The sequence below is a fragment of the Mesorhizobium sp. L103C119B0 genome, assembly GCF_000502235.1.
In the GTDB taxonomy this organism is placed as follows: domain Bacteria; phylum Pseudomonadota; class Alphaproteobacteria; order Rhizobiales; family Rhizobiaceae; genus Mesorhizobium.
In genome coordinates this window covers 157,078-180,644 of record NZ_AYXE01000005.1, presented here as the reverse complement: position 1 = coordinate 180,644, position 23,567 = coordinate 157,078, and the positions used below count along the sequence as shown (strand labels likewise).

General features: G+C 63.8%; 20 protein-coding genes and 1 pseudogene. 14 read left to right on the top strand and 7 right to left on the bottom strand.

Annotation, left to right across the window (positions count from 1 at the left end; genetic code table 11):
* The first annotated feature begins 237 nt into the window (after positions 1–237).
* The 4 genes from X728_RS156310 to X728_RS156325 all read left to right on the top strand — a co-directional run bounded on the left by X728_RS156310 (position 238) and on the right by X728_RS156325 (position 4,575).
* The gene (locus tag X728_RS156310; RefSeq protein WP_023696936.1) at positions 238–1,167 is read left to right on the top strand and encodes a sugar ABC transporter permease; all 930 of its coding nucleotides are present in this window, start codon (positions 238–240) and stop codon (positions 1,165–1,167) included.
* Between the two features lie 227 nt (positions 1,168–1,394).
* Entirely contained in the window at positions 1,395–2,234 is an 840-nt protein-coding gene (locus X728_RS156315; RefSeq protein ID WP_023831222.1) for a carbohydrate ABC transporter permease, read from the top strand.
* A gap of 250 nt (positions 2,235–2,484) precedes the next feature.
* On the top strand, positions 2,485–3,546 hold the full coding sequence (locus X728_RS156320) for a Gfo/Idh/MocA family oxidoreductase (protein ID WP_023831221.1): 1,062 nt from the start codon (positions 2,485–2,487) through the stop codon (positions 3,544–3,546).
* 30 nt (positions 3,547–3,576) lie between these two features.
* Positions 3,577–4,575, top strand: a complete 999-nt coding sequence (locus X728_RS156325; RefSeq protein ID WP_023831220.1) for an ABC transporter ATP-binding protein — start codon at positions 3,577–3,579, stop codon at positions 4,573–4,575.
* Positions 4,576–4,601: 26 nt separating this feature from the next.
* Here X728_RS156325 and X728_RS156330 read toward each other — a convergent pair whose 3' ends face one another.
* Genes X728_RS156330 through X728_RS156350 form a run of 5 tightly spaced genes read right to left on the bottom strand, consistent with a single transcriptional unit; the run spans position 4,602 to position 9,457 of the window.
* The gene (locus X728_RS156330) at positions 4,602–5,495 is read right to left on the bottom strand and encodes an ROK family protein (protein WP_023831219.1); all 894 of its coding nucleotides are present in this window, start codon (positions 5,493–5,495) and stop codon (positions 4,602–4,604) included.
* Positions 5,492–6,295, bottom strand: coding sequence for an alpha/beta hydrolase (locus X728_RS156335; protein WP_023831218.1), 804 nt, complete (start codon positions 6,293–6,295; stop codon positions 5,492–5,494). Before X728_RS156335 ends, X728_RS156330 begins: the two co-directional genes overlap by 4 nt.
* Positions 6,292–7,128, bottom strand: coding sequence for a sugar phosphate isomerase/epimerase (locus tag X728_RS156340; RefSeq protein WP_023831217.1), 837 nt, complete (start codon positions 7,126–7,128; stop codon positions 6,292–6,294). The genes X728_RS156335 and X728_RS156340 overlap by 4 nt, the downstream gene beginning before the upstream one ends.
* On the bottom strand, positions 7,128–8,207 hold the full coding sequence (locus tag X728_RS156345) for a Gfo/Idh/MocA family oxidoreductase (protein WP_023668836.1): 1,080 nt from the start codon (positions 8,205–8,207) through the stop codon (positions 7,128–7,130). The genes X728_RS156340 and X728_RS156345 overlap by 1 nt, the downstream gene beginning before the upstream one ends.
* 14 nt (positions 8,208–8,221) lie before the next feature.
* On the bottom strand, positions 8,222–9,457 hold the full coding sequence (locus X728_RS156350) for an ROK family transcriptional regulator (protein ID WP_023668835.1): 1,236 nt from the start codon (positions 9,455–9,457) through the stop codon (positions 8,222–8,224).
* A gap of 139 nt (positions 9,458–9,596) precedes the next feature.
* Here X728_RS156350 and X728_RS1000000168635 point away from each other — a divergent pair.
* Positions 9,597–9,776 (top strand): annotated as a pseudogene (locus X728_RS1000000168635) (ATP-binding cassette domain-containing protein); the annotation flags it as partial.
* Positions 9,777–9,853: 77 nt separating this feature from the next.
* On the opposite strand, the gene X728_RS156360 reads toward X728_RS1000000168635, so the two are convergent.
* Complete coding sequence (locus X728_RS156360) at positions 9,854–11,656, bottom strand: ABC transporter ATP-binding protein (protein WP_023703592.1); 1,803 nt, start codon at positions 11,654–11,656, stop codon at positions 9,854–9,856.
* A 191-nt stretch (positions 11,657–11,847) separates the two neighbouring features.
* Between X728_RS156360 and X728_RS156365 the strand changes: the two genes are divergently transcribed.
* From X728_RS156365 to X728_RS156400, 8 genes are all read left to right on the top strand, one after another.
* A complete protein-coding gene (locus X728_RS156365; RefSeq protein ID WP_023831216.1) occupies positions 11,848–13,206 on the top strand; it encodes an LLM class flavin-dependent oxidoreductase in 1,359 nt (452 codons plus the stop codon).
* Between the two features lie 15 nt (positions 13,207–13,221).
* A complete protein-coding gene (locus X728_RS156370) occupies positions 13,222–13,998 on the top strand; it encodes a DUF427 domain-containing protein (RefSeq protein ID WP_023831215.1) in 777 nt (258 codons plus the stop codon).
* Positions 13,999–14,033: 35 nt separating this feature from the next.
* Positions 14,034–15,677 (top strand): ABC transporter substrate-binding protein, encoded by a 1,644-nt coding sequence (locus X728_RS156375; RefSeq protein ID WP_023738076.1) that lies wholly within the window; start codon positions 14,034–14,036, stop codon positions 15,675–15,677.
* A gap of 37 nt (positions 15,678–15,714) precedes the next feature.
* Positions 15,715–16,674 carry an ABC transporter permease gene (locus X728_RS156380; RefSeq protein ID WP_031195253.1) on the top strand — a complete coding sequence of 320 codons (960 nt, stop codon included), beginning with the start codon at positions 15,715–15,717 and terminating at the stop codon, positions 16,672–16,674.
* Entirely contained in the window at positions 16,671–17,552 is an 882-nt protein-coding gene (locus X728_RS156385) for an ABC transporter permease (protein ID WP_023831214.1), read from the top strand. Before X728_RS156380 ends, X728_RS156385 begins: the two co-directional genes overlap by 4 nt.
* Before the next feature lie 100 nt (positions 17,553–17,652).
* On the top strand, positions 17,653–18,138 hold the full coding sequence (locus X728_RS156390; RefSeq protein WP_023694218.1) for a hypothetical protein: 486 nt from the start codon (positions 17,653–17,655) through the stop codon (positions 18,136–18,138).
* Positions 18,139–18,303: 165 nt separating this feature from the next.
* The gene (locus tag X728_RS156395; RefSeq protein WP_023831213.1) at positions 18,304–19,818 is read left to right on the top strand and encodes an aldehyde dehydrogenase family protein; all 1,515 of its coding nucleotides are present in this window, start codon (positions 18,304–18,306) and stop codon (positions 19,816–19,818) included.
* A gap of 15 nt (positions 19,819–19,833) precedes the next feature.
* Positions 19,834–20,415 carry a DUF1349 domain-containing protein gene (locus X728_RS156400; protein ID WP_023831212.1) on the top strand — a complete coding sequence of 194 codons (582 nt, stop codon included), beginning with the start codon at positions 19,834–19,836 and terminating at the stop codon, positions 20,413–20,415.
* Positions 20,416–20,434: 19 nt separating this feature from the next.
* Here the strand turns inward: X728_RS156400 and X728_RS156405 are convergent, their stop codons facing one another.
* Positions 20,435–21,289: a helix-turn-helix transcriptional regulator gene (locus X728_RS156405; protein WP_023807716.1), complete on the bottom strand. Its 855-nt coding sequence runs from the start codon at positions 21,287–21,289 to the stop codon at positions 20,435–20,437.
* Positions 21,290–21,399: 110 nt separating this feature from the next.
* Between X728_RS156405 and X728_RS156410 the strand changes: the two genes are divergently transcribed.
* Entirely contained in the window at positions 21,400–23,559 is a 2,160-nt protein-coding gene (locus tag X728_RS156410) for a hydantoinase/oxoprolinase family protein (RefSeq protein ID WP_023745192.1), read from the top strand.
* Positions 23,560–23,567 lie beyond the last annotated feature (8 nt).

The window sequence follows — 23,567 nt, the reverse complement described above, 5'->3', positions numbered from 1 at the left end:
CTCAGAGACAGACAGGGCCCCAAGTGGACGGCCCTGCGTTTTTCGATAGCATCATCGACTGCGAACGACGGCGCCGCCCCTCATCCGCCTGCCGGCACCTTCTCCCCGTATAGTGACGGGGAGAAGGATCAGCCGAAACGCAGGCGCCCCTCTCCCCGTCCTTCACGGGGAGAGGGTAAGGGTGAGCGGCAGCGCTGCCGTCGAAGGCATTGCTAAACCTCGGCGGGGACCGCACTCATGGCCGCACAAACACGACCGAAACGACCGTTCCGCTGGCATATCGGCGTCTTCCTGGCGCCGGCGCTGCTGGTCTATACGGCGATCATGATCCTGCCGCTCGCCGGCACGCTGCAGCTGTCGCTGTTCCGCAATGTCGATCAGCATCAGGTGTTCGTCGGTTTCACTAATTTCCGTACGTTGTTCGGCGACCCCAACTGGTCGGTCGGCTTCTGGAACGCGCTGCGGAACAATACCTGGTTCTTCATCATCCACATGGTGGTGCAGAACCCGATCGGTGTCATGCTAGCGGCATTGCTGTCCAGCCCGAGGCTGAGATTCGCCGCCTTCTACCGCACCGCGATCTTCGTGCCGACCATCCTGTCCTTCGTCATCGTCGGCTTCGCCTGGAAACTGATCCTGTCGCCGTTATGGGGCGTGGCGCCGCATCTGATGGACCTGGTCGGCCTGAAAAGCCTGTTCACGCCGTGGCTCGGCAAAGAACAATATGCCCTGACCGCGCTCAGCCTGATCTCGGTCTGGCAGTTCGTCGGCATTCCGATGATGCTGATCTATGCGGCGCTGCTGTCGATCCCCGAAGAGGTGATCGAGGCGGCCGAGTGTGACGGCATCACCGGCATGTCGCAGTTCTGGAAGATCAAGCTGCCGCTGATCCTGCCCTCGATCGGCATCATCTCGATCCTGACCTTCGTTGGCAATTTCAACGCCTTCGACCTGATCTACACCGCGCAAGGGGCGCTCGCCGGCCCGAACTATTCGACCGATATTCTGGGCACTTTCCTCTACCGCGCCTTCTTCGGCTTTCAGTTGCAGACCGGCGATCCCAATATGGGCGCGGCGATCGCCACGATGATGTTCCTGATCATCCTCGGCGGCGTCTGCGTCTACCTCTTCCTCGTCCAGACGCGCCTGCGTCGCTACCAGTTTTAGAGGGGCGAGATGTCGAGCTTGAACACCCCCCTCTGGCCTGCCGGCCATCTCCCCCGCAAGTGGGGAGATTGGCAGCTCTGGCCTTGCCGCTCGTCTTGCAACGTTGGCGATTGGCGAAAGCAGTCGCGGCATCTGATCTCCCCCCTTGCGGGGGAGATGTCCGGCAGGACAGAGGGGGGTGCCTTGGCGGCAACCTCGCCTGCCTTGGCTCGTCAGGAGACCTTCCAATGAGCACCGCCACTCGTTCGCTGCCCCGCACCATCGGCGCCCACGCGATCCTGCTGACCTACACGGCGATCGCGCTGTTTCCGGTGATCCTGGTCATCATGAATTCGTTCAAGTCACGCGCCGGCATCTTCAGCGAACCGCTGACGCCGCCGGCGCCAAAAACCTTCGACCTGATCGGCTACACCACGGTGATCGGCCAGGGCGACTTCATCCATTATTTCCAGAACAGCCTGGTCGTCACCGTCGCCTCGCTGTTCTTCGTGCTTCTGCTCGGCGCGATGGCGGCGTTCGCGCTCTCGGAATACCGCTTCCGCGGCAACACGCTAATGGGGCTTTACCTCGCGCTCGGCATCATGATCCCGATCCGGCTCGGCACCGTCGCCATCCTGCAATTGATGGTGGCGAGCGGGCTGGTCAACACGCTGACGGCGCTGATCCTGGTCTACACCGCGCAGGGGCTGCCGCTGGCCGTCTTCATCCTGTCGGAATTCATGAAGCAGGTGTCCGACGATCTGAAGAATGCCGGCCGCATCGACGGCCTGTCGGAATACACCATCTTCTTCCGGCTGGTGCTGCCGCTGGTGCGGCCCTCGATGGCGACGGTCGCCGTCTTCACCATGATCCCGATCTGGAACGATCTGTGGTTCCCACTGATCCTGGCGCCGTCGGAAGAGACCAAGACGGTGACGCTCGGCGCGCAGCTCTTCCTCGGCCAGTTCGTCACCAACTGGAACGCCATCCTGGCCGCACTCTCGCTGGCGATCATGCCGGTGCTGACCCTCTACGTCATCTTCTCGCGGCAGCTGATCCGCGGCATCACATCCGGAGCCGTCAAGTGAGCGGAGCCCTACAAATCTCTGCTGGAGCCTTCACTCCACCCGGCGCTGCGCGCCGACCTCCCCATCAAGGGGAGGTAAAAGGTCGTGGCTTCATTCACGACCGCCAAAGGGCGACTTTCGGAGAAGCTTCTTTGGCAGTGAGGGTGTTCGCGCCAACGTCCTACCTCCCCTCGATGGGGAGGTCGGCGCGAAGCGCCGGGTGGGGTGACACCCTCTCAGAAGGAACAACTGGAACATCTGGAGTAGTTAGGTGACCTCTAAATCGCCCCTTCGCGTCGTCGTCGCAGGCCTCGGCAATATGGGCCGCAGCCATGCGCTGGCCTACCACACAAATCCGGGTTTCGAGATCGCAGCACTCATCAACCGCTCCGACGTGCCATTGCCGGAAGGACTGTCGGGCTATGACATCCGTCGTTCCTTCGACGACGCGTTGCGCGATGAAAAGCCGGATGTCGCCTGCATCGCCACCTATTCCGACAGCCATGCCGACTATGCGGTGAAGGCATTCGAGGCCGGCTGCCACGTCTTCGTCGAGAAGCCGCTCGCAACGACGGTGGCGGACGCCAAGCGCGTCGTCGCCGCGGCCAAGGCCAACGGCCGAAAATTGGTGATCGGCTACATCCTGCGCCACCACCCGTCCTGGGTCAGGCTGATCGCCGAGGCGCGCAAGCTCGGCGGCCCTTACGTGTTTCGCATGAACCTCAACCAGCAATCGTCAGGCCCGACCTGGCAGACGCATAAGCAACTGATGCAGACGACCTCGCCAATCGTCGATTGCGGCGTGCACTATCTCGACGTGATGCTGCAGATCACCGACGCCAAGCCGGTTGAGGTGCGCGGCATGGGGCTGCGGCTGACCGAGGAAATCGCGCCGACCATGTACAATTACGGCCATCTCCAGGTGCTGTTCGACGACGGCTCGGTCGGCTGGTACGAAGCTGCCTGGGGACCGATGATTTCGGAAACGGCGTTCTTCGTGAAGGACGTGATGTCGCCCAATGGCTGCGTGTCGATCGTCATGAAGGAAGGTGTGAAGTCGGACGACATCGACACCCACACCAAGACCTCGACCATCCGCCTGCACAGCGCTGCGACCGGCGCGGACGGCAAGTTCGCCAGGCCGGACGAGATGCTGTCCATGGAAGGCGAACCCGGCCACCAGGACCTCTGTGACCTCGAACAGGCCTTCGTGCTGAAGGCGATCCGGGAAGACATTGACCTGACCCGCCACATGGACGACGCGGTGAAATCGCTCGCCGTCTGCCTTGCCGCCGATGAGAGCGTGCGCAGCGGCGCCCCAGTTAAGCTCTAGTAGGGCAAACTCTAGAACAAGGACGAAGCCGTGGGCTCGCTGGTAATCGAGAATGTGAAGAAGGCCTTCGGGCCGGTCGAGGTGCTGAAAGGCATCAACCTCGAAGTGACCGACGGCGAATTCGTCGTCTTCGTCGGCCCATCTGGCTGCGGCAAGTCAACCTTGCTCAGGGTCATCGCCGGGCTGGAGGATTCGACCTCCGGCAGGGTGGTGATCGACGGCGCCGATGTCTCGGCCACGCCCCCGGCAAAACGCGGCATCGCCATGGTGTTCCAGACATACGCGCTCTACCCGCATCTGACGGTGAAGAACAATATGGGCCTCGGCCTCAAGCAGGCCGGCACGCCCGCCCCGGAGATCGAACGCCGCGTCGGCGTCGCCTCGTCGATGCTGTCGCTGGAACCGTATCTCGAGCGGCGGCCGGCGGAGCTGTCGGGCGGCCAGCGCCAGCGCGTCGCCATCGGCCGCGCCGTGGTGCGCGAGCCAAAACTGTTCCTCTTCGATGAGCCCTTGTCGAACCTCGACGCAGCGCTTCGCGTCAACACGCGGCTCGAGATCGCGCAGCTGCATCGCCGGCTGAAGGCGACGATGATCTACGTCACCCACGACCAGGTCGAGGCGATGACGCTGGCCGACAAGATCGTCGTGCTCAACGCCGGCCAGATCGAGCAGATCGGCGGCCCGATGGAGCTCTACAATTCGCCGGCAAACGAGTTCGTCGCCGGCTTTATCGGCTCGCCGAAGATGAATTTCATCGACGGCGCCAGATTGGGCGAGACGGCCAAGACGATCGGCGTGCGGCCGGAGCATCTGACCGTGGATCCAAGGTCCGGCGCGTGGAAGGGAACGGTGGTGCATGCCGAACATCTCGGCGCCGACACCAACCTCTATCTCGACTGCGAAAAGGCCGGGCTGATCACGGTCCGCATTTTCGGTGTCTACGACGCCGAGCCAGGTGCGACGCTGTATGCAACGCCGGAGCCGGGTAAGACATACCGGTTTGGGGCGGACGGGAAGACGATCAAGTAATCCTTCGCCGACAGCAACCACGGCGATCATACCGTACCGAGCAGCACCGCGCCGTGGATCGCCGCCTGCCAGCCCAGGGCCGCCCAGCGTATGTCCAGAGGCTCTACAACAAGCGAATGCGGCAGGCTCTCCGCGATGCGCTGCTTGAGCGCCTGGCGGGGATAGGACTTCATGTCGACAATGCCGCCACCGATCAGGATCGTCTGCGGGGAAAACAAAGCGGCTGCCGTTGCGATGGTCACCGCCTGCTGCCAGACGATCTCATCGAGCCATTCGCGCAGCGACGGCGGCTGCCCGGTTGCCGAAAACAGCTCGGCAACCGGGATATCGTAGTCCGCGGCAAGGTCGACAAGCGTTGCCCCTGAGGCGTAGGTCTCGACGCGGTTTGGCGGTCCGCTTTCGTCAGGCCGGTAGATCGGCATATGGCCGATTTCCAGCGCCCAGCCGCCGCCCCTGAAAATGCCGTCCTTGCCGAGATAGGCCGCACCGATGCCGGTGCCGAGATAGACCGCCAGCACTTCCTTTTGCCGCTTCACTGCGCCGGCGACGCTTTCACCGAGCAATTGCAGCACGACGTCGCGTTCGAGCCGCACGGGAACGCGGAGCCGCGATGCCAGTTCCGTACCCAGCCGGATGCCGTTCAGTTCGGGAATGTTGGCCGTGTGCAGCACCGTGTCGAAGTCGCGGTCGATGAACCCAGGCACCGTCGCAACGACCCGTGCAGGTTTGAGCCCGGCATCGCGGCAGGCTGCGGTGACCGCATCGGCCAACCCCGCCACAGGCGCGCCCTTGCGCAGTTGCGCGGTCGGGTAGGTGCGGGCGAAATCCACCGGGTGGCCGCGATCGGCAAAGCCAACCTTGACCGACGTGCCGCCGATCTCGACCACGGCGATGGTCTCATCCGTCGTTTTGTCGGTCATGCGAGCGGTTCCAGGAATTCCGAAAGACAGGCGCGGAATTCCAGCCGGTAGGCGGCGCGATCCTGCGATTTGGCTGTGATGGTGCAAAGCCGGGCCGACGGAATGAGTCCGGCCAGCGTCTGTGCGTCGTCCAGTCGATGGACGAGGTCATGGTCATGGCCGATGACAAGAGTCGGCACCGCGATAGCGCGGATGTCCGCCTCGCTCACGCCGGGACCATCGCCGGCGATCGCCGAAAGCAGCCTGCCGAACAGAACCGGGTCCGGGCGAGTGAAGAAGCCTTGCAGGCTGGCGAGATTGTCCGGCGCCAATCTGGCCAGTTCGCCGGCAACAGCGCTGTCATCGAACAGACGCCTTGCGTCTTGGGGCGAATGCCGCATCAAGAGATCGCCGACCACGGCATAGGGCCTCATATTGGCCGGTGCAGCCTGGGATACCCACGCAGGCCGGGCGAGCACCAGCGCCCGCACCCGCGCCGGCCTGTGCACCGCCAGGCGAAGCGCCAGCGCCGCGCCCATCGAGATGCCGCCGACGACGGCCGGGCCTAGGCCGAGATCGTCGGCCAGTGCATCGACGTCCTCGGCAAACGTCGCGATCGAAAGCCGCTCGACCGGCCCGTAGCCGGATCCACCCTGGCCACGGCATTCGAGCGTCACGCGCCGCGTCACCGGCAGATCGGGAAACACGTCGGCCACCTGCGCCTCATCGCCGCCCAGCCCATGCTGGAAGATGACGGGAAGGCCCGTGCCGACCTCCCGGTAGGCAAGGTCGACGCCATCTCGGCTGAAGGTCTTTTTCACGTGTCGTCGCTCGCTTCCAGGACATTGCGCAGGAACGCGCCGACGCCGGGCGCCTCGGCCTCTGTCAGGCCATGCGTGATCAGGGGGCCGTCGAACCCGGCAGCCTTCAGGCGGCCGATGAAATGCGGGAAGTCGACCACGCCCTTTCCGGCTGCGGCAAAACTGCCATCGGCATGGCGGTCCTTGGCATGGGCCATGCCGATCTCGGCGGCCAGCAGATCGATGGCTTCGTCGATGAGGCGATGACGCTCCGCGCTGTCGGCCACTTCGAACAGATTGGCCGGATCGAGCACGATGCGCAGCCGCGTGCTGTTCATTTCGTCCAGCAGGCGGCGTGCGGCCCGGGCGCTGGAGAGGACATTGGCCAGTTCCGGTTCGATGCCAAGCTCGATGTCGAAGCGCTCGGCAATCGCGATCGCCGCTTCCATCTCCGTCCGCAGATCGCTCCATGCCGCCTCGCTTGCATTGTCGGGATGCCAGCGCCACTGATCCTGCGCATCCCTTGTGCCGGTGCACAGCGTGATCAGACGGGTGCCCATATCGGCGCATGACGCGGCCAGTACCTCAAGCCGGGCGAGTCCCTGGATGCGAACCGTGCGATCCGGGTGGATCATGTTGTAGGTTCCCGAAACCGCCGCGATCGAAACGCCGGCCTCGCCGCTCGCCTCAGCGACGGACCGGGCCGCGCCGAGCTCAATGCTGTCCGGCATCGACGGCAGTCCAAGGCACGCCATGTTGAACTGCGCCGCCGTGTAGCCGCCGTCCGCGACCGCGCGCAGCACCGGCAAGGCGCCGGTGGTGGCGAAGGTCTTGGCGAAAATCCCAAGCTGCATCACACCACCCCGTCGACATCGGCCAGACGGACGGCGCGGCCGCCGGCAGCGGCCGAGCGGGCGATGGCCGCCATGCCCCTGACCGAGGCGATGCCGTCCTCGATGCTGGCGCCGATCATGGGCGCGCCATTCAGCACGACATCGGCAAAGCCTTCGAGCTGCCGGCGATAGAAGTGGCCATCCGCGCCAAGCGTGCGATGCCAACTGCCATCGGCCTCGCGGAAAATGTCGACCTCGCTGCTCTTGTAGTACCAGGGGTTATACGTCTTCGCGAGAACGCTGCCGTTCTGGCCATAGATCTGGAACCCTTCGTGCCAGTCCATGCGCACGGCGACCGTCAGGTCGAGATGGCCGATCGTGCCGTCGGCGAAGATGGTGGTGATGAACCAGCAATAGGCGCCATAGCGCTCGGTGAGCCGGGCCTCGACCGCCTCGATCGGCCTGTGCAGATGGCGCGCCGTATCGAGGAGATGGCTGCCATGCGCCAGCATGTAGTATTGGCGCAGATCCGCCTTGGGATTGACGGCAGGCTTGCGCGCCTTGGCGCTGGTGATGATCAGCGGTTGCACCGCATCGGTCATCGGGTAGCGGTGGGTGCTGTCGCAGTACCAGCCTTTGAACGCCAGCCGCTCGCCCATTTCGTCGTCGACGAAAGCCTTTGCCGCCTGGATGCCGGGATCGAAGCGCTTCATATGGCCGACCTGGAGCACCTTGCCGCTCTTGTCGAGCGTGGCCCGCAAGCCTTCGACCTCCTCGACCGAAACGCCCAGCGGCTTTTCGCAAAGCACATGCTTGCCGGCATCGAGCGCCAGTTCCGCGGCCTTGACGTGAAAAATGTCCGATGTCGCGATGATGACGGCATCGAGATCGGGATCGGCCAGCATCAGGCCGTAGTCGGCATAGGATTTTTCAGGCGCGTAGGTCGCCGCCATCCTGTCGCGCAGATCGTCGGCGACATCGCAGATGGCATAGAGATCGGTATTGCGTGCCTTGGTGCAGGATTCGAAATGCGCCGCCTGGGCAATCGGACCGCAGCCGAGCACGCCGACACGCAGCCGCTTTTCGTCTTTGCGAGGCATGGAATCTCTCCTGATTAGCGCGCGGCGAGGCCGCGAAGTTGAAATTGCGGATCGCCCGACAAAGCTGCCTGATGCAGCAGACAGGCAGCGCCCAATGCCGGACCGTCGGCCCCGACGCGCGACAGTTCGACCGTAGGAACGGGGTAACCTTCAGCCAGGAACTCCAGCAAGAAAGCTTCCACCTGCTCGGCGACAAAGGGATAGACAGCATTGACGGAGCCGGAGAGGATGATGCGCTCCGGCTGCAAGGTGCAGGCAAGTGTCGCCAGGCCGCGGCCGAACCAGAGCGCCCAGTCGCGCGCGGTGGCAACGGCTGCCGGATCGCCGCCGGCCAGCGCTGCGACAAACTCATCCACGCCGGCGCGCAGTCCGCTTATGTGCAAATAGCGAGCCAGTAAAGCATCCTTGCCGACATAGGATTCCAGTCGGCCCGGGCGCTTCGCGTCGAAGACAAAACCTTCGTCGCCGATGCGCAGATGCCCGATTTCGCCGGCGCCGCCGAGCCGGCCGCGATGCAGCCTGCCGGCATTGATGATGCCGCCGCCAACGCCGTTCTCGATCAGGATGACCAGAGCATCCTCATGGTCCTTGCCCGGCTGCGCCCGGTATGTCTCGGCCACCGCCACGGCATTGGCATCGTTTTCCAAGAGGATTGGAAAGTCCGCGCCAAAGGCAGTGCGCAAAAGCTCCGCCAGATTGACCCCGTGCCAGCCAAGGATGGTGGCATGGTATGAAATCCCGTCGGCGGCGGGGAAGCCGGGCACGGCGACATTGAGCCCGTAGGGGCGCGTGCCCGCAGGCAATTGTGAGCGGATCTCGGCGACGAGTTCCCCGATGATGTCGACCGCGGCTTCGGGCGTGCTACCGGGGCCGGCAAATGCCCTAGAGGCGCTCGCACGCCGCGCGCCGGCAAGGTCGACAGTCACGACTGCGATCCAGTTGACGCCGATATAAGCGCCAAGGAAGAAGCCGCCATTGCCGTCGATCTCGACCAGGATACCGGGACGGCCGACCCGACCCTCGCTATCCTGCTCGTCATCCGCTCCATCCGACCGCTCGCGCGCCAGACCGGCTTCGGTCAGCCCCAGCACCAGGGCGCCGGTGGTCGACCGGGTCAGGCCGAGATCGCGTGCGAGCGCTGCCCGGCTCGACGCGCCGGCACGAAACAGCGCCGCAAGTGCCCGCGTTTCGTTCGGCCGAAGATCGGTCGACACCAGCACGTCGTTCTCCACAATTTGTTTGCTCGACATACTAATAGAATTTCTAGGCGGTTTGAAAGACCCAAGGTTGGGTGCATTGCAATAAATCTTCAGCATCTCCAAGCCCATTGACCCAAGTTTCAAACGATGATTTGTATCAGAAACTTACAAATTCGCATGGGAAGATGCGATGACGGTTCTAGCGCGTCTCGAACATATCGTGAAGGATTTCGGTGCCGTTCGCGCGCTGGACAATGTCTCGCTCGACATCAATGAGGGCCAGGTTCTCGGCCTGACGGGCGACAATGGCGCCGGCAAATCGACGCTGGTCAAAACCATCGCCGGAAATTTCCAGCCGACGTCAGGCGCCTCCCAAGCCTGTCCTCCGGCCGCATCGGCCGGGGGACATCTCCTCGAAAGAAGGCTTGTCAGTTGCCCGCTTCGCAATCAGAGACTGCTTGCGTCTCTCCAGCAGGCGATCAGATGACCGTCGCCGGCCTGCCTGACGGGTGGTTGCGCCTTTCGGCAATCGGGCAGCGCGACAGGACAGCGGGCGGCAAAGGAGCATCCGGAGGTCTCGGCATCGTGTGCCGCGACGTGGAGCTGAGCCGGAGCCCTCGGCGCCGTCTCATCCGAGGACGCGGCCAGAAGCAGCTTCGTGTAGGGGTGGTTGGGGCCACGGAAAATCTGCTCGGATGATCCCGTCTCGACCAGCCGGCCGCGATAGAGCACGCCGATCCTGTCGGCCATATAGCGCACCACCCTGAGGTCGTGGCTGATGAACAGATAGGTGGTGTCCTTGTCGCGCTGCAGGTCGTTGAGCAAATTGAGCACGGTCGCCTGCACGGAAACGTCGAGCGCAGAGGTCGGCTCGTCCAACACCACGAGCTTCGGCACGCCGGCAAAGGCGCGCGCAATCGCCGCCCGTTGGCGCTGGCCACCAGACAGCGATCTCGGCTTCTGGTCGACGGTCGTAGCGGCAAGACGAACCGAGGCCAGGAGATCGCCGACACGCTGCTTCACCTCGCTGCGGCTAAAGCCGGCGAGCCGCCGCAGCGGACGGCCGAGGATCCTGCCGATCCGCTGGCGCGGATTGAGCGTGCGGTCGGGTGACTGGAACACCATCTGCACGTCGCGCCGTTCGCTCAGGCTTCTTTTCTCGACGCGCGGCGCGACAGTGCTGCCGAACAGCTCGACCGACCCAGCGTCCGGCGTCTGGAGGCCAGTCACGATCCTTGCCAATGTCGACTTGCCGGAGCCGGATTCGCCGATCAGCCCGAACGTCTCGCCCTGGGCTATCTCCAGGTCGATATCGTGCAGGACGGCCTGGGAGCCGAAGGCGTGGCTGATGCCTTTGCAGGCGACGGCGATCGGACGTGCGGCTTCCGGTTGATCGCTGCGGACAGGCTTCGACGGGCCGGTTGTGTGCATCTCGGCCAGCCTGCCGTCGCGCTTGGTGAAGTTGAGCGCCGGGATCGAGGCGATCAGCGCCTTGGTGTAGGCGTGAACAGGGTTCTCGAAGACATCGTTGGCGATGCCGCTTTCGACCACCGTCCCCGACTGCATCACGGCCACCCGATCGCAGGCCCGGCGGACCATGTTGATGTCATGGCTGATCAGCAGAACGCTGGTTTGGTGATCGCGGCGCAAGTCCTGCAGGATGGCGACGATCTCGGACTGGACGCTGGCGTCAAGCGCCGTCGTCGGCTCATCCAGCACCAGCAGCGACGGGTCGAGCGCAATGGCAATCGCGATGTTGGCGCGCTGCTGCATGCCGCCCGACAATTCGTGCGGATAGAGATCGAGCACCCGCTCCGGATTGCTCACCCTGACGCGGCCGAGCAGCTCGGCGGCGCGGGTGCGTGCTTCGTCCTGCCGAACCGGGCGATGCCGCATGATCGTCTCGGTGATCTGCCGGCCAATCGTCATGGCCGGATTGAGCGCCGCACCCGGATGCTGGTAGACGGCCGCGATGCGATCGCCCCTTAGCCGGCGCAGCTGTTCGCCGGAGAGATTGCGGATCTCGCGGCCCTGGAACTCGAGCGCCGACGCGGCGATCCGGGCGTTATTCGGCAGATAGCGCAGAATAGCGAGTGCCACCGAGCTTTTGCCCGAGCCGGACTCGCCGACAAGGCCGAGCGCTTCGCCTTCGCCGATGGTGAGCGACACGCCGTTGACGGCCGGATGCGATCCCCGGCGTTCATCATAGGCGACGGTGAGCTGCTCGACGTTCAGAACCGATGACGACATGTCTTGCTGAAACCACTTTCTTTCGGCGCGGTCTTCGAGGGCAATCGCTTCCGCTTTCGCGCCGCACAATCTCTATAAAATTACTCGAATTAAGCTGGAGCGCAATCTACCTTTCATCGCTCAGGAGAGATTGTCGCAGCCGGTCGAGGCGTCGCGACGGTCCCTTGGAGCAGTTCTGCAAGGAGGCCGACATGGCACGCGACCACATGATCCTCAGCGCGTTTTTCTTCAACCCGCAGGGCGATCATCGTATGTCATGGCGCCATCCGCGCGCGCCCGGCCGCGAAGTGCTCGACTTCGACTTCTACCGCGATCTCGTCCAGTCTGCCGAGCGCGCCAGGATCGATACGATCTTCGTCGCCGACCATGTCGCGATCTGGGATTCCGCACAGAGCGGCGTAGCCCATTACGCCAATGCCCGCCTGGAACCGCTGACGCTGTTGTCGGCGCTTGCCGGCGTGACCAGGCATATCGGCCTCATCACCACCGCCTCGAGCTCCTACAGCGAGCCCTACAATGTCGCCCGCATGTTTGCCTCGCTCGACCATATCAGCAAGGGCAGGTCGTCTTGGAATGTGGTGACGTCGGCCATGGACGAGGAGGCCCGCAATTTCGGCCGCGACGGCAATATCGAGCACGCCTTTCGCTATGAGCGCGCCACCGAATTCCTCGATATCGTCAAGGCACTGTGGGACAGCTGGGAAGACGAAGCCCTGCTTATCGACAAGGCATCGGGCTATTTCGCCGATCCCGACAAGGTCCATGCGATCAACCACAAGGGCCCGCACTTCAAGGTGCGCGGACCGCTCAATGTCTCGCGCCCGCCGCAGGGCCATCCGCTGATCGTCCAGGCCGGCTCGTCCGAAGACGGCAAGAATTTCGCTACCGCGCATGCCGATGCGCACTTTGCCATCTACAGCACCAAGGAAGACGGCATCAAATATAGGCAGGACATCAACGAGCGCCTCGCCCGTTACGGCCGCAAGCCCGAGAGCTTCAAGATCCTGCCGGGCATCCTGCCGATCGTCGCAGCTTCCGAAGCGGAGGGACGCGAGCGGCAGGAGTATCTGCAGAGCTTGCTTCCCGATCGGGTCGGCATCGACCTTCTCTCGAGCTGGAGCGGCGTCGATCTCTCCGTATATCCGCCGGACGGCCCGCTGCCGCCGCTGCCGGACGAGAGCACCTTCAATGGCGGCCGCACCTCGCTCAATCGCGTCAAGGAATGGTCGAAGCAGAACCTCACTCTGCGCGAGATCGCTCGCAAGCTCGCCAACAGCGGTTCGGTGCCGACCGTCGTCGGCACACCGAACCAGATCGCCGATCAGCTGCAGGACTGGTTCGAGGCAGGTGCCGCCGACGGCTTCAACCTGATGTTCCCGCTGCTCCCGGAGGATTGGATGAATTTTGCCGAGCAGGTCGTGCCGGAACTGCAGCGCCGCGGCGTATTCCCCACCGAATATGCGCCGGGGACGCTGCGTGATCGTTTCGGCCTGGCTCGGCCGGCCAACCGCTTCGCCGAACAGCGCGACAATGTGCGCGCCGTATCCTGACTTGGGGCAACTGATATGACCGCAGCGCCAAAACTTCAGCCCCGCGACGCCACGGCTCCGCAGCTCATCAATGTTCTGCACAGCCCCAAGCGCATTCGGGTCAAATTCGCCGGCCGCACCATCGCCGACAGCCGCAACGTCCTGGTGCTGCGCTCCAACCATTTTCTGCCGATCTATTTCTTCCCGGCCTCCTCGGTGGACCGCTCGCTCTTGAAGCCGTCCGAGCATCGCCAGCCGCATCCAGTCGGCGGCGAAACCACCTATTGGGACCTGGAGACGGGATCGAAAGCTTCTCCCAATGCGGCCTGGTCGTTTGTCGCGCCGCCGGATGAAAACCTGTCGCCACTGGCCGGCCGCATCGCCTTCACCTGGAAAGCGGTCGACCAATGGTTCGAGGAGGAGGAAGAAGTCTTCGTCCACGCCCGCGATCCATACGCACGCATCGATGTGCTGCAGAGTTCAAGTCACGTCCAGATCTGGTTCGACGGCGAACTGATCGCCGACAGCCATCGCCCGGTGCTGCTGTTCGAAACGCATCTACCGACGCGTTTCTACCTGCACCCGGACGATGTCAGGCTCGACCGGCTGACCGCTTCGGACAGCACGACGCGCTGTCCCTACAAGGGCATCGCCTCCTACTGGTCGGGCCGGCGCGCCGACGGCTCGGTAAGCCCCGATGTCGCCTGGAGCTACCGCGATCCCATTGCCGAAATGCCCAAGATCAGGGGCCTCATCGCCTTTTACCCGCAAGCCGTCGACCGCATCCATCTCGACGGCGAACCAGTCGCTTAAGCCATTCAACAGTCATTTCAGACAGGGGTTTCAAAATGACCAAACGCAACGACATCGATACGCTTCGCAATCTGTCCGGCGACATCTGGAACGTCGCCGTCGATGAGCACCAGGCCGGCTTCCTCAAGCGCCGCGATCTGCTGAAATACGCAGCCTTGATCGGCCTCACCGGCTTTGCCGCCTCGCAGGGACTTGCTGGTTTCGGCACGGCGCGCGCTGCCGGCGCCGGCGGCACGGTCCGCGTTGGGCTCGGACAGCCGACCAAGGCGATCGATCCCGTCTCCATCACCGATCCGGCCAGCATCGGCGTCATCAGCCAGGTCGGCGAATATCTCATCCTCGACGATCCCAAGGACGGTCTGCAGCCCAAGCTCGCTCTGTCGTGGGAGGCCGACGAGACCGCCAGCCGCTGGACCTTCAAATTGCGGCCGGGCGTGAAATTCCACGACGGCCGCACCGTCACCGCCAAGGATGTAGTGGCGAGCTTCGAGCGGCTGGTCGATCCGGCCAGCGGTTCGTCCGCTTTGTCTGCCTATAAGGGCATCCTGTCCAAGGGCGGCGCCAAGGTCGTCGACGACCAGACAGTCGCCTTCGACCTCGACGGGCCCAACAGCAACTTCCCCTTCTATGTCTCCTCCGACGTCTACAATGCCGTCATCCTGCCGGCCGACTATGCCGGCGATTTCGAGAAGAATTTCAACGGCACCGGCCCGTTCAAGCTCGAATCCTTCCGCCCCAAGCAGGGCGCCAGCTTCGTGCGCAACCCTGACTATTGGGGCGACAAGGCGCTGCCCGACCGCGTCGAAATCAAGTTCTTCGACGACGAGCAGGCGCAGGTGCTGGCGCTGCAGGCCGGCCAGCTCGACGTCATCCCGAGCACGACCCGGCTGGAATTGGCGATCGAGGGCAATCCCAACTTCAAGCTGCTCAGCGTGCAGGCAAGCTCGCATGACGAGGTGCATCTGCGGACCGACCAGGCGCCGTTCACCGACAAGCGCATCCGCCGCGCACTGGCGCTCACCATCGATCGCGAGGCGGTGGTCAAGGGCTTGCTCAAGGGCCGCGCCATTGTCGGCAACGACACGCCGTTTGCGCCGATCTTCCCCTCGGCCGATCCGTCGGTGCCGCAGCGCAAGCAGGACATCGCCGAGGCCAAGCGCCTGCTTGGCGAGGCCGGCGTGCCGAACGGCTTCCCGGTGACGCTGACCACCGAACGCGCCTATGACATTCCCGACTATGCGGTGCTGATCCAGAACTTCGCCAAGAAGGCCGGCATCGACATCAAGCTCAACGTGCTGCCGCAGGACGCCTATTATGGCTCGGCGAAGTTCGGCTCGTCGCCATGGCTCGATTCCAATCTCGGCATCACCGATTTCGGACATCGCGGCACGCCCGACATCTTCCTCAACGCGACGCTGAAGAGTTCGGGCGCCTGGAACGCCGCGCATTTCAACAACCCGGCCTATGACGGGCTGCTGCTCGAATACGGCAAGGCCCGCGACCTTCAGGCGCAACGCCTTGCCGCGGGCAAGATCCAGACCTTGCTGCTGGATGAGACGCCGCTGATCATCAGCTACTTCTCGCAATACAGCCGGATCGTCTCATCGAAGGTCGAGGGCGTCCGCTTCACGGCAATCTCGCATCTGCTGCTCGACCGCGTGACGTTCGCCCAGGCATGATTGCGAGACGTCCAGCCACTCCGGGCACCGGAATCCGATGCTGACCGGCCGCACTGTGTCGGTGCGGGCAGCCTCGCTTCTGCTCACGCTGTGGTTGGTCAGCATGCTGGTGTTCTTCGCCGGGCAGGTTCTGCCCGGCGATGTCGGCCGCCTCATGCTCGGACCGTTCGCCGATGCCGAGGCCGTCGCGGCGCTGAACAGGCAGCTCGGCGCCGACCAGCCGGTGCTCGTGCAATACTGGCACTGGTTCAGCAGCGTGCTGTCAGGCGACTTCGGCACCTCCCTGTCGCTGCGTTTGCCGGTGGCGCCCTTCGTTCTGGAAAGCTTCAAGCGCTCGGCGGCCCTTGCCGGAATTATCCTCGTCTTTCTGCTGCCGCTGGGCATCGGCGCCGGCATCGTGGCCGGTCTCAACCAGGGCCGCTTTATCGACCGCCTGATCGTACTCGCCGGCGTGTCCTTCGGCATTGTCCCGGACTTCGTCTCCGGCCTGCTGTTGCTCATCGTCTTCGGCCTGTGGCTGAACTGGTTCCCGATCACCGGCGCTGCTCCCGATGGCGCCGGGCTCTGGGTCAGTGGCTATTACCTGATCCTGCCGGCGCTGCCGCTGGTGCTGAACCTTGCCGGCTACATCGCCCGCATGACGCGGGCCGGCGTGATCGAGGCGCTGGCCGCCGACTATACGCGCACCGCCGTCCTGAAGGGCCTCGAGCGTCGCGAGATACTCATCCGGCACGTGCTGCGTAATGCGCTGACGCCGACCATCGCCGTGCTCGCGACCCAGACCGGTTACATGCTGGGTGGTCTGGTGGTCATCGAAGCGCTGTTCGGCATACAGGGCCTCGGCAACCTTGTCCTCAACGCCGCGAAGGCGCGCGATTTCCCGATGCTCGAAGCCGGCGTGCTGGTCATGGCGACCATCTTCGTGCTGTCGGCCGCGGCAGGCGATCTCGTGAATGCCTTGCTCGATCCGCGGCAGCGCCGCCGTGTCTCGCCATGATGGAACTGATGGAATTGCCGGAGCGCCGTACGCTGCGCTGGCGGGCAGCAAGTCGCATCCGCGAGACTGTTTCGCAGCTGCCGCCCTCGGTGATCGTTGGATCGCTGATCCTGCTGTTCTGGGTCGGCTGCGCCGTGTTAGGCAGCCTGTTTGTGCCCTACGATCCCTATGCCGAGGATTTCCTCGTCATGCTGGCGCCGCCTGATGCCGCGCACTGGTTCGGCACCGACCAACTTGGCCGCGACGTGCTGTCGCGCATCGTCGTCGGCTCGCGTGACATCCTGCTGGTCGCGCCGGCAGCAACACTGCTCGGCGTTGCCGCCGGCAGCGTGCTTGGCCTCGTGCTCGGCTATTTCGACGGGCTGATCGACGCCATCGGCGCCAGGCTGCTCGACACGCTGATGGCCTTTCCCTTCATCGTCCTCGTCACCATGGCGCTGGTCGCGCTTGGGCCATCGAACCTCACCGTCATCCTTGTGATCGGCATCGCCTATGCCCCGCTGGTGGCACGGACGGTGCGTGCCGCCGTGCGCGAGCAGCGCGAACGCGACTATGTCAGCGCCGCTCGTCTCGGCGGCGAGAGCGCTCTTTCCATCATGTTCCTCGAGATCCTGCCTAATGTCAGGGAAACCATCCTCATCGAGCTGGTCACAAGGCTTGGCTACGCCTTCTTTTCGATCGCCACGCTGAGCTTCCTCGGCCTCGGCATCCAGCCTCCCTCAGCCGATTGGGGACTGGCGGTCGCCGACGGCTACGGCTTCCTGACCGGCGGCAAATGGTGGGTGGTGATCTTCAACTCCGCAGCCATCGTTTCGCTTGTCATGGCAACCAATCTGATCGCGCAAGGCATGGGGGCCTTCGAAAACAGCGACCGGTGAAGAGCGGAACGCTCAGCAAAGCTGACGCGCAATCGCGGACCGTGCGCTAAAATCGTTCCTCGTGATTCGGCTCTGACAGGGCCTCAAAGCAAGGAACGGCATGAGCAAGGCCCTCATTACATTCGCATTGGTCGCGGTGCTCACCGCATTGCTCATGGCGCTCAGCCTGGCGGTGGCCAGGCACGGCTATCCCTATGGCGCGATCGGCGTGAGGCGGCTGGACGGCATTGCCGATGCCGGCTCGTTCCTGCCGCTCGCCGCCGTCTATTTTTTCGGCGCCATGCTGATGATGATCCTGCCGATCCGCGCCGCCGGCATCGTCTTGACCCATGCTGCGGATGCGCTGTTCTGGGCGGTGATTGCCCTGTTCGCCACAATTGTCGGCTGTCTCGTCGCCCGCTGGGCTTTCGGCCAGAGCAGCGTGCTGTGGGCGCTCCTGAACTGGCGTTTCCTGTTCGCCGCGGCCATCGTTGGCAGCCATTTCACCATGAACGAGCTGCGCCGCAACATCCTGCTCAGGAGCCTGTTCTTCGTCATCTTCGCCGCGGCGACGCTGGCTTGCCTGTTCTGGACTTTTCCGACCTGACAGGGCCGCTTTATATTGTCCATCTTGAGGTCGCGGCTTTCATAGCCGCGCGCCATCGGCTATCCAGTCCGCAGCTAGATTTCAGCCCTCACAGTGTCGTCATTTGTCTGATAAATGATTCAGGCATACGGCACCCCCAGCGAACCAATACAAGGAAACCGCGACATGAGCCTGTTTCGTAAAAATCTGATCGATGGCGAGTGGGTAGGCGAGGCCGGCTCGCGCAACATCAATCCCTCGAACACTGGCGATGTCGTTGGCGAATATGCCTCGGCCGGCGCCGAACAGGCAAAGCAGGCCATAGCGGCGGCCAAAGCCGCCTTCCCGGCCTGGTCGCGCTCCGCGCCGCTGGTGCGCCACGCCGTGCTGAAAAAGGCCTCGGACGAGATCATGGCGCGCAAGGACGAGATCGGCCGCGCGCTGTCGCGCGAGGAGGGCAAGACGCTGGCCGAGGGCATTGGCGAGACCATCCGCGCCGCCCAGNTCGGCCGCGCGCTGTCGCGCGAGGAGGGCAAGACGCTGGCCGAGGGCATTGGCGAGACCATCCGCGCCGCCCAGATCTTCGACTTCTTCGCCGGCGAGACGCTGCGCCTGTCGGGTGAATTGGTGCCCAGCGTTCGCCCGGGCGTCGGCGTCGAGATCACCCGCGAAGCCGTCGGCGTCGTCGGCATTATCACGCCGTGGAATTTCCCCATCGCCATTCCCACCTGGAAAATCGCGCCGGCACTCACGCATGGCAACACCATCGTCTTCAAGCCGGCCGAACTCGTCCCCGAAAGCGCCTGGACCATTGTCGACATCCTGCACCGCGCCGGCCTGCCGAAAGGCGTGCTCAACCTGGTCATGGGCAAGGGCTCGGTGGTCGGCCAGGCCATGCTCGACAGCCCCGACCTCAACGCCATCACCTTCACCGGCTCGGTCGGCACCGGCAAACGCGTCGCCGCGGCAAGCGTCGAGCACATGCGCAAGTTCCAGCTCGAAATGGGCGGCAAGAACCCGATGGTTGTGCTCGACGACGCCGACCTCGCCACGGCTGTCGAGTGCGCCATCAACGGCGCCTATTTCTCGACCGGCCAGCGCTGCACGGCATCGTCGCGCCTGGTGGTGACCGAAGGCATTCACGACCGCTTCGTTGCCGCGCTCAAGGAGCGCCTGGAAAAGCTCGTCATCGGCGATGCGCTCGATGCCAAGACCCAGATCGGGCCCGTCGTCGATGCGAGCCAGCTGAAGCAGGACGAGGACTATATCGCCATCGGCAGCCAGGAAGGCGCCAACCTCGCCTTCGGCGGCGAGCGGCTGGACCGCGAAACACCCGGCTTCTATCTCAGGCCGGCGCTGTTCACCGAGAGCACCAACGCCATGCGCATTTCGCGGGAAGAAATCTTCGGGCCGGTCGCCAACGTCATTCGCGTCAAGGACTATGACGAGGCGCTTGCGGTTGCCAATGACACCCCCTTCGGCCTGACCTCCGGCATCTGCACCTCTAGCCTCAAGCATGCCACGCATTTCCGGCGCAATTCCGAGGCCGGCATGGTGATGGTCAATCTGCCGACCGCCGGCGTCGACTTCCACGTCCCGTTCGGCGGCCGCAAGGGCTCGAGCTACGGCCCACGCGAGCAGGGCCGCTATGCCGCGGAATTCTACACCACGGTGAAGACAGCCTACACATTTGCCGGCTGATCGACGGGTGACCCGATGACAGCGGCGAAAAAGGAACTGACCTGGCTCAACCCGCCGCCGCATCATGCCTTCGGCGATGGCATCGTGCATGTGCGCACCGGCGGGGAAACCGACTTCTGGCGCGAAACCTTTTACGGTTTCTGGCGTGACAATGGCCATTTCCTGTATCGGCCGGTCGAGGGTGACTTCAGCGCCGAAGTCACCGTCAAGGGCGACTACAAGGTGCTCTACGACCAGGCCGGGCTGATGCTGCGGCTGAGTGAAACGCACTGGATCAAGGCCGGCATCGAATACACCGACGGGCTGGCTTACTTTTCGGTGGTGGTCACCAACGACACCTCGGACTGGTCGCTGCTCAGCATTCCCACCGGCCCCGACGGCGTGCGCATCCGGCTGACCCGCCATGCCGAGGCGATCCGCATCCAATATCTTGATACCACCGACGGCAAGTGGAAGCCGGTGCGGCTGGCTTATTTCCCGATCTCCAAATCCGTCGATGTCGGCATGATGTGCTGCTCGCCGCAGCGCGAAGGGTTTGAGGTAACATTCTCCGGCTTTACTGTCGGCCTGCCGATTTCCAGGCAATTGCACGACTGACGGCCATGTCGATGGCGGACTAACCGTCTGCCCGATGCTGGAAGAACTGCAAAAACAGCTCCCGTTCGGTGGTTATGTCGAGCTTCTCGTAGATGCGGCGGCGGTGGTTCTTCACCGTGCCGACGGCGATGCCGAGCCGTTCCGCGATGTTGGCGGTCGGATGTCCTGCCAGGATCAACTGCACCAATTCCCGCTCGCGCAGCGACAGCTCCGGCCATAGGCTCGCCGGGATGGTCGGCTCCTGCCGGGGCGAGGCGCCGGGGCCGGTCGGCGCCGATGTGCGGGAGAATTCCGTCCCCCGCGCCTCAATGTCGAGTGCATGCAGCGCCTCGAACACCGGCAGCCGCTCGTCCAGCAGGGCGATCTCGCTCTCCTTGAAGGTGGAGGTCGAGCGGTCGAGGAAGATGCCGAGGCACCAGTCGCCGCCATCGGCCAGCATGATGCCGACCTCATCGCAGATTTCCGACTGCGCCAGGAAGCCGGCTATGTACTGGCCGCGCTTGGCCTCGTCATCGGCAAGCCGCTTCAGCGGCAGGATGCCCAGCCTCTGCTCACGCCGCCACGAGGCATAGAACGGGTCGAAGACGTAGTAATTGTCGAGATAGCGCCGGACCATCTCGTCGGAGAAGCGCCGGTGCTTGATGAATTCCGGCGTCTGCGTCGCCGAATATCGTGTCACGGTGACGAGATCGTGCTCGATATCGGCGCCGATCNTGATGAATTCCGGCGTCTGCGTCGCCGAATATCGTGTCACGGTGACGAGATCGTGCTCGATATCGGCGCCGATCAGGTCAATCAGGCAGTCGACATGCCTGTCCGTACCGGTGGCGGCAATCGCCCTGGCGAGCGGCCCCCAGATATTGCCCATGCGCATGCCCTTTTCTCGGCGATCCCGGTCCGGCGGTCATTGTGTCTTTTGGCATATGGCGCAAGGCCGCCCAAGGAATCTAGCTTGAGCCATCCTAGAGCAATCCCGAGGCGACCGTGACCCAACCCAACCTCACCAGCCCCATCGTCGGCAATCCAATCGTCATCGGCATCGACGCCGGCGGCACCATGACCGACACGATCCTTGTCGATCAGGACGGCCACTTCAAGATCGGCAAGTCGGCAACCACGCCGAAGAACGAGGCCGAAGGCTTCCTCGCATCGGCCGAAGACGCGGCGGATGCCTGGGGCATCTCGCTGGAGCAGCTGTTCTCCGGCGTCAACGTCGTGCTCTATTCCGGCACCGGCATGCTCAACACACTGTTGTCGCGCACCGGGCGCCGGCTGGGCCTGATCACCACCAAGGGTCTCGAAGACATGATCCTGATGGGTCGCGGCCTGCAGGCCTGGGCCGACTATTCCTATGCCGACCGGCTGCATGCGGTGACGCACCACCATCCCGATCCGCTGGTGCCGCGCCGTCGCACCCATGGCGTCACCGAGCGCATCGACCAGTTCGGCGACATCGTGCTGCCGCTCTACGAGCATGAAGTCGCGATTGCGGCCAGGAAGCTGATTGCCGACAAGGTCGAGGCGATCTGCATCATGACCATCTTCTCGCACGTCAATCCGGTGCACGAAAAGCGCATCGCCGAGATATGCCGCGAGGAGGTGCTGAAAGCCGGCGCCGACATCCTCATCTACACCAGCCACGAGGTCCGCCCGGTCATCCGCGAACAGTCGCGGCTGAACTCGGTGCTGATCGAAGCCTACGCGACGTCGCGCGGCCGCAAGCAGCTTAGGGGTATCGAGGACGTTTCGAAAAAATACGGCTTCAAATACGGCGTGCAGACGCTGCTGTCCTTTGGCGGCCTGACCTCAATCAACCATCCGCGCCTGCACGAAACCATGATTTCCGGCCCGATCGGCGGTATTCTCGGCGCGGCCTATGTCGGCAAGCTCATCGGCAACGACTCCCTGATCTGCTCGGACATGGGCGGCACCTCCTTCGACATGGGCGTCATCTCGCGCGGCCAGACGCGGATCGAGAACGAGCCGCTGATGGACCGTTTCAAGCTCAACGTGCCGACGCTGCATCTCGACACGATCGGCGCCGGCGCCGGCATGATCCTCAAGGTCGACCCGCTGACCAAGAAAGTCTCGCTCGGGCCGGAAAGCGCCGGTTCCGACCCCGGCCCCATCTGCTTCGCCAAGGGCGGCACTGAACCCACCATCGCCGATTGCGACGCCATACTAGGCCGCCTCAACCCGTATTATTTCCTCGGCGGCAAGGTCGTCTTGCAGGTCGAGAAGGCGCGCAAAGCGTTTGAGGAAAAATGCTCCAGCATCCTTGGCGTCGGTGTCGAGGAGGCTGCCGAAGGCATGATCGACATGCTGGAAGCCGATGCCAACAACGCGCTGCGCCGGGTCATCTCCGGCCAGGGCATCCATCCCTCGGAATTCACGCTGCTGTCCTATGGCGGCTCGGGTCCGCTGCATCTGGCCGGCTGCTCCAGGGGCATCGGCTTCAAGGACATCATCACCTTCCAGTTTGCCGCCGCCTTCTCGGCCTTCGGCTGCACCACCGCCGATTTCATGCGTCGGCATTCGGTCTCGACGCAGCACGACATCGGCGCCCGCGCAAGCGATGACGAGCTGCTCGCTTTCGGCAAGAAGGTCACCGACGTCTGGAATGATCTCACCAAGGCGGCGGTCGACGAGATGATCAGCGACGGCCATATCAGAGACAAGATCAAGACCGTGCCTTTCCTGATGATGCGCTACACCGGCCAGCTCGAGGATGTCGAGGTCATGGCACCGCTTGCCGAGGTCAATTCGGCTGACGACATGCGTAGGGTCATCGACGAATTCGAGGCGGTCTACGCCAAGGTCAACCATCGCGTTTCGCGCTATGGCGAAGCCGGCTTCACCATCACCGAGCTCGGATTGATCGCCACCGCCGACAAGGTCAAGCCGGTGCTCTTGAAGCGCCCGCTCGGCAAGTCGGCCCCGGCAGCAGCGCACAAGGGCGTGCGCGAGGCCTATATCGGGGGACGCTGGCACAAGGCCAATCTCTACGAGATGGACCTACTGCAGCCCGGCCATGAGGTGATCGGTCCGGCCATCATCGAACATCCCGCCACCACGCTCGTTGTTCATCCGCAGGACCGTGTCCATGTCGATGAGTGGACGCTGCTGCATTACACCCATTCTTGAAAGGGCAC

Bases quoted from the DNA above. Each gene is read 5' to 3' on its own strand.
- X728_RS156365 (WP_023831216.1), top strand. From the start codon at position 11,848: ATGGCACGCGACCACATGATCCTCAGCGCGTTTTTCTTCAACCCGCAG.
- X728_RS156345 (WP_023668836.1), bottom strand. From the start codon at position 8,207: ATGCCTCGCAAAGACGAAAAGCGGCTGCGTGTCGGCGTGCTCGGCTGC.
- X728_RS156370 (WP_023831215.1), top strand. From the start codon at position 13,222: ATGACCGCAGCGCCAAAACTTCAGCCCCGCGACGCCACGGCTCCGCAG.
- X728_RS156400 (WP_023831212.1), top strand. From the start codon at position 19,834: ATGACAGCGGCGAAAAAGGAACTGACCTGGCTCAACCCGCCGCCGCAT.
- X728_RS156380 (WP_031195253.1), top strand. From the start codon at position 15,715: ATGCTGACCGGCCGCACTGTGTCGGTGCGGGCAGCCTCGCTTCTGCTC.
- X728_RS156340 (WP_023831217.1), bottom strand. From the start codon at position 7,128: ATGCAGCTTGGGATTTTCGCCAAGACCTTCGCCACCACCGGCGCCTTG.
- X728_RS156330 (WP_023831219.1), bottom strand. From the start codon at position 5,495: ATGACCGACAAAACGACGGATGAGACCATCGCCGTGGTCGAGATCGGC.
- X728_RS156360 (WP_023703592.1), bottom strand. From the start codon at position 11,656: ATGTCGTCATCGGTTCTGAACGTCGAGCAGCTCACCGTCGCCTATGAT.
- X728_RS156315 (WP_023831222.1), top strand. From the start codon at position 1,395: ATGAGCACCGCCACTCGTTCGCTGCCCCGCACCATCGGCGCCCACGCG.
- X728_RS156385 (WP_023831214.1), top strand. From the start codon at position 16,671: ATGATGGAACTGATGGAATTGCCGGAGCGCCGTACGCTGCGCTGGCGG.
- X728_RS156375 (WP_023738076.1), top strand. From the start codon at position 14,034: ATGACCAAACGCAACGACATCGATACGCTTCGCAATCTGTCCGGCGAC.
- X728_RS156310 (WP_023696936.1), top strand. From the start codon at position 238: ATGGCCGCACAAACACGACCGAAACGACCGTTCCGCTGGCATATCGGC.
- X728_RS156350 (WP_023668835.1), bottom strand. From the start codon at position 9,457: ATGTCGAGCAAACAAATTGTGGAGAACGACGTGCTGGTGTCGACCGAT.
- X728_RS156390 (WP_023694218.1), top strand. From the start codon at position 17,653: ATGAGCAAGGCCCTCATTACATTCGCATTGGTCGCGGTGCTCACCGCA.